This is a genomic window from Pseudoalteromonas sp. 78C3, assembly GCF_002836695.1.
In the GTDB taxonomy this organism is placed as follows: domain Bacteria; phylum Pseudomonadota; class Gammaproteobacteria; order Enterobacterales; family Alteromonadaceae; genus Pseudoalteromonas; species Pseudoalteromonas arctica.
Genome location: NZ_PJAV01000014.1, coordinates 1 through 4,854 on the forward strand (window position 1 = coordinate 1; position 4,854 = coordinate 4,854).

Genomic DNA, 4,854 nt, shown 5'->3' on the forward strand with positions numbered 1-4,854 from the left:
ATTAATACTTCTGACTACTTACTTGCATTAAATCAACGTGCGGAAGGGCTTCATGCAGGAATACGTTTGGAAAATCAATTCAAGCTTGCAGAAATATCCTTCATTTTAAGTATGGGTCAGTTATCCAAATTTGAGATTTGAGCGCTTTGTTTTTTCAGTAGCGAAAAACGAAATCTTAAATTTATTAAAAATATAGGTTACAAAAATGAATACAGTAATTAGTAAAAAATTTTTAGCCGTAGTAATTAGCTGCCTGTTAGTTGGGTTTACTACAAATCATGATGCTTTTGCACAGTCGTCAGATGGAACTGGTTCTGTCACAAACGTTTCGAAACAAGAAGAAAAAGAACATCAAGATGAGCATGAACACGAAAAGGGACATGAAGAAGATAAAGGTGACCATGACGAGCACGGCCATGAAGGTGGTAATAAAGAGGGAGAAGAAGAACATGAAGAAGGTATCACTATTGATCCAAAGAAGATGTCGCTTGCTAAAATTAAAGTGGAAAGTGTTAAGCCTGAATATCAATTTAGCTCCGTATATGCACCTGGCGAAATAAAAGCTAATGGCTATAAAAGTTATGTGGTATCACCACGTACAGAGTCAGTCATTATCAGTCGCCATGCAGCGCTTGGCGAGTATGTAGAAATAGGTCAGAAGTTAGTTACATTATTTAGTGAAGCAATGGCACAAGCACAAGCTGACTATTTAATCGCTTCAACCGAATGGCAACGTGTAAAAAAGCTGGGTAATAAGACGGTGAGTGAAAGTCGATTATTACAAGCTGAAACAACATACAATGCGAGCTATGGCAAGCTCATTGCTTTAGGGTTAACTGAAAAAGCAATAAATGGTATTTCTAACAAAGACATTAAAGCATTTGGACAATATGCATTAACGGCGCACCGTGAAGGTGTCGTGCTTCAAGACGACTTTATCCAAGGGCAACGTGTTGATGCTGGGGATTCAGTCATGTTGTTAGCTGATGAAAAACAACTATGGGTTGAAGCAAAAGTTTCTCCAAATAAAAAGCTAAATTTATCAATTGATTCTCCTGCGGTACTTAAATTAGAAGGCCAGAGTTACAATGCCAAAGTTATCCAAGAAGCCCATACAATTGATCCCGTAACTCGTACAAGAATTATTAGATTGGGGGTACAGAATGCTGATGATAACCTTCATTCAGGTATGTTTGTAAAAGTTTACTTTCAGTTTGCCACAAAGCAGAAAGTGATGGCTGTGCCAGAAGAAGCATTGATCCGCAGCGCAGATGGTGATTGGACCGTATTTGTCGAAGACCACCCTGGAGAATTTAAAGCTGTAGAAGTAGAACTAGGCCGAGCCTTAGGTGATTTTAGGGAAATCATTGGCCTTGATAGTGGGACGCGAATTGTAACCAAAGGCGCATTTTTTGTTGCTTCTGAAATCGCTAAAGGCGGATTTGATCCGCATAACCACTAAGGAGCAAGACTATGTTTAATAAAATAATAGATTGGTCTGTTAATAATAGACTCCTGATTTTGATTGCGCTGTTTGCCACAATTGTCGGCGCAATTATGGTTATACCAAAACTAAATTTAGATGCCTTTCCTGATGTTACTAATGTTCAAGTTGCTGTAAATACTGAAGCGCCAGGACTAGCTGCTGAAGAAGTTGAACAACTCATTACGTACCCCATTGAAGCGGTCATGTATGCCTTACCTGATGTAGAACAAGTGCGCTCAATTTCTAAAACAGGCTTGTCTGGCGTCACGGTTGTTTTCAAAGAAGGCACCGACATTTACTTTGCAAGACAACTTGTATTTGAGCGTCTTCAAGCCGCAAAAGAACTGATACCAGAAGGTGTCGGCACACCCGAAATGGGGCCAAACACCTCAGGGCTAGGCCAAGTATTTCAGTACCTTCTTATTTCAGATAAAGATGCAGGCTATGATGCTATGGCACTCAGGAGTCTCAATGATTGGGTAGTAAAATTACTCGTTATGCCTGTCGATGGTGTTACTGATGTACTCTCCTTTGGAGGTATTGTTAGGCAGTACCAAGTAAATGTAGATCCATCTAAGCTTCTTTCTTATAACCTAACGCAAGAAGACGTTGTTGGTGCCCTAGATAACAACAATGCCAATGTTGGCGGATGGTATATGAACCGTGGGCAAGAGCAGCTTGTTATTAGAGGTGCAGGTTGGTTTGAAAGTGGTGACGCTGGTATTAGTAATATCAAACAAGTTCCCGTCAAAACAGTTGATGGGACAGTTGTGACGGTTTCGGATATTGCTAAAGTTGAAATGGGCAGTGAAATTCGTCAAGGTGCTGTCACAATGACGCGCAAAACCGAAGACGGTAAAGTCGAAAATTTAGGTGAAGTTGTCTCTGGCATTGTCTTAAAACGCATGGGGTCTAATACTAAAGCCACCATTGATGGTATCAATGCAAGAATCCCATTGATTAATCAAGCATTGCCTAAAGGTGTTCGCTTTGAACCATTTTATGATCAGGCTGATTTGATTGAAAAAGCCGTTGATACAGTAGTTGATGCACTATTACTAGCATTTATTTTCATCTGTATTGTATTAGCACTATTTTTAATGAATATACGTGCAACCTTCCTTGTCCTAATATCTATTCCAATTTCAATTGGTATCGCGTTAATGATCATGGCTTGGTGGGGCATTTCTGCAAACCTTATGTCATTGGGTGGCATTGCCGTAGCCATTGGTATGCTAGTTGATGGTTCAGTCGTGATGGTTGAAAACATGTTTAAGCATTTAAATAGACCAGACTCTACCCATTTAAAAACTGTAAAAGAAAGAGTGCCTAGTGCTGATACTGATCCACATGATGTAGAACAAGATGAGCATGGTATTAAGTTACGTCTTCAAAATGCGGGTAAAGAAGTGGCTCGTCCCGTATTTTTTGCAGCTTCTATTATTTTAGTCGTATTTACGCCTTTATTTAGCTTTGAAGGTGTTGAGGCAAAGTTATTTCAACCTATGGCAATAAGCATCATTTTAGCTGTTATATCTGCTATTGTGGTTGCGTTGTTTGTTGTACCCGCTTTAGCTACTTATTTATTTAAGTCAGGTGTAAAAGAGAGGGAAAGCTTTGTTCTTAGGCCATTAGACAAACTCTACAGAAAAGGGCTTACATTCGCACTAAAACGCACCAAATTAGTCATTTCAGCCGCACTTATATTAGTTTTCTCTGCCTTTGCATTAGTTCCATTAATTGGTACTGAATTTGTACCTGAGTTAGAAGAAGGGACGATAAACTTAAGAGCAACGCTTGCACCTTCTTCCAGTTTAGATACCGCGCTCACTGTGGCACCAATTCTAGAAGAAAAACTAATGGCTTTCCCTGAAGTAACCTATGCATTAAGCCGAATTGGTCGAGCAGAAATAGGTGGAGACCCAGAGCCTGTGAATAACATCGAAATTTACATAGGGTTGAAGCCTGTTTCTGAGTGGACCAGTGCATCTAATCGATATGAACTTCAAGGAAAAATGGAGAGATCTTTAGAAGAATTCCCTGGGTTGCTACTCAACTTTTCTCAACCTATTGCGACTCGTGTCGATGAGCTACTATCTGGTGTTAAGGCTCAGTTGGCGATAAAGTTGTTTGGGCCTGAACTTGAGGTACTGGCGGCTAAAGGTCAAGAAATAGAAACAGCAATTAAAAACATTGAAGGTGCAAGGGATGTTGCATTGGAGCAAATTGCTGGTGAAGCGCAATTGGTGATAAGTCCTAACAGGCAAGAACTATCGCGCTTTGGATTGTCTGTGAGTGACATAATGGAGGTTGTGCGTGATGGTATTGGTGGTGTTGAAGCCGGACAAATAATCAATGGTAATGAACGTTATGATATTTACGTTCGCATAGAGGAAGAGTACCGAAGTAACAAAGAAGCTATTGCTGATATTCGGCTTCAATCACCTACTGGTGCTTGGGTGCGGCTGGGTGACGTAGCCTCAGTCTCATTTGAGTCAGGCCCACCACAAGTTAGACGCGATGATGTACAACGAAGAGTCGTTATCCAAGCAAATGTACAAAATCGAGATATGGGAAGCGTGGTTGCCGATATCAGAACGGTAATTGCTGAAAAGGTTGACTTACCTTCAGGTTATTCTGTTTCGATTGGCGGCCAGTTCGAAAGTCAAAAACGTGCTCAAAATAGGTTAGCTATAGTTGTACCTTTATCGTTAGCACTAATCGCACTACTACTTTACTTTGCCTTTGGTTCTGTTGGTCAAGCTATGCTGATATTGGTCAACGTGCCGCTTGCTGTAATTGGCGGAGTTTTCTCCTTATATTTATCTGGACAATACTTGTCTGTACCAAGCTCCGTTGGCTTTATTACCTTATTTGGTGTAGCGGTATTGAATGGGGTCGTTATGGTAGAAAGTATCAACCAACGTATTAAAGACGGTCTAGAAGCATCTAAAGCCGTTTTTGAAGGCGCTACTTCAAGATTAAGACCTGTACTTATGACTGCTATAACATCAGCTTTAGGTTTGATACCGATGTTAATGTCTAATGGTGTTGGTGCAGAAATACAGCGCCCCTTAGCGAGTGTTATTGTTGGCGGCTTGGTAACTGCAACACTGTTAACATTATTTGTTTTACCTGTTTTATATCGCTGGTTTTCAGAGAAAAAAATAAAAGAGCTATCCAGATAAAATGACTGTGAACTCTAACCCCACGCTAAAGTCACGTTTAGCGTGGGGTTATTGAGTAGATGAACGAAAAGAAAGATTAGATTTAACAATAAACTAATAGTCATGACTGCTTTGTCGGAATATTTGTCGTTAAACAGGCCAAAGCTAACTTCCGCTTTCGTATCTTTGCAGTCTTAATCT

General features: G+C 40.2%; 2 protein-coding genes and 1 pseudogene. All 3 read left to right on the forward strand.

The features are described 5' to 3' along the window. A pseudogene (locus CXF76_RS20880) lies at positions 1–141 on the forward strand (TolC family protein); the annotation flags it as partial. A gap of 64 nt (positions 142–205) precedes the next feature. Continuing rightward, entirely contained in the window at positions 206–1,462 is a 1,257-nt protein-coding gene (locus CXF76_RS00375) for an efflux RND transporter periplasmic adaptor subunit (protein WP_101162774.1), read from the forward strand. 11 nt (positions 1,463–1,473) lie between these two features. Further along, entirely contained in the window at positions 1,474–4,674 is a 3,201-nt protein-coding gene (locus CXF76_RS00380; RefSeq protein ID WP_004588883.1) for an efflux RND transporter permease subunit, read from the forward strand. Positions 4,675–4,854: the final 180 nt, after the last annotated feature.

Excerpts from the sequence above, each read along its gene's own strand:
- CXF76_RS00375 (WP_101162774.1), top strand. The coding sequence starts at position 206 with ATGAATACAGTAATTAGTAAAAAATTTTTAGCCGTAGTAATTAGCTGC.
- CXF76_RS00380 (WP_004588883.1), top strand. The coding sequence starts at position 1,474 with ATGTTTAATAAAATAATAGATTGGTCTGTTAATAATAGACTCCTGATT.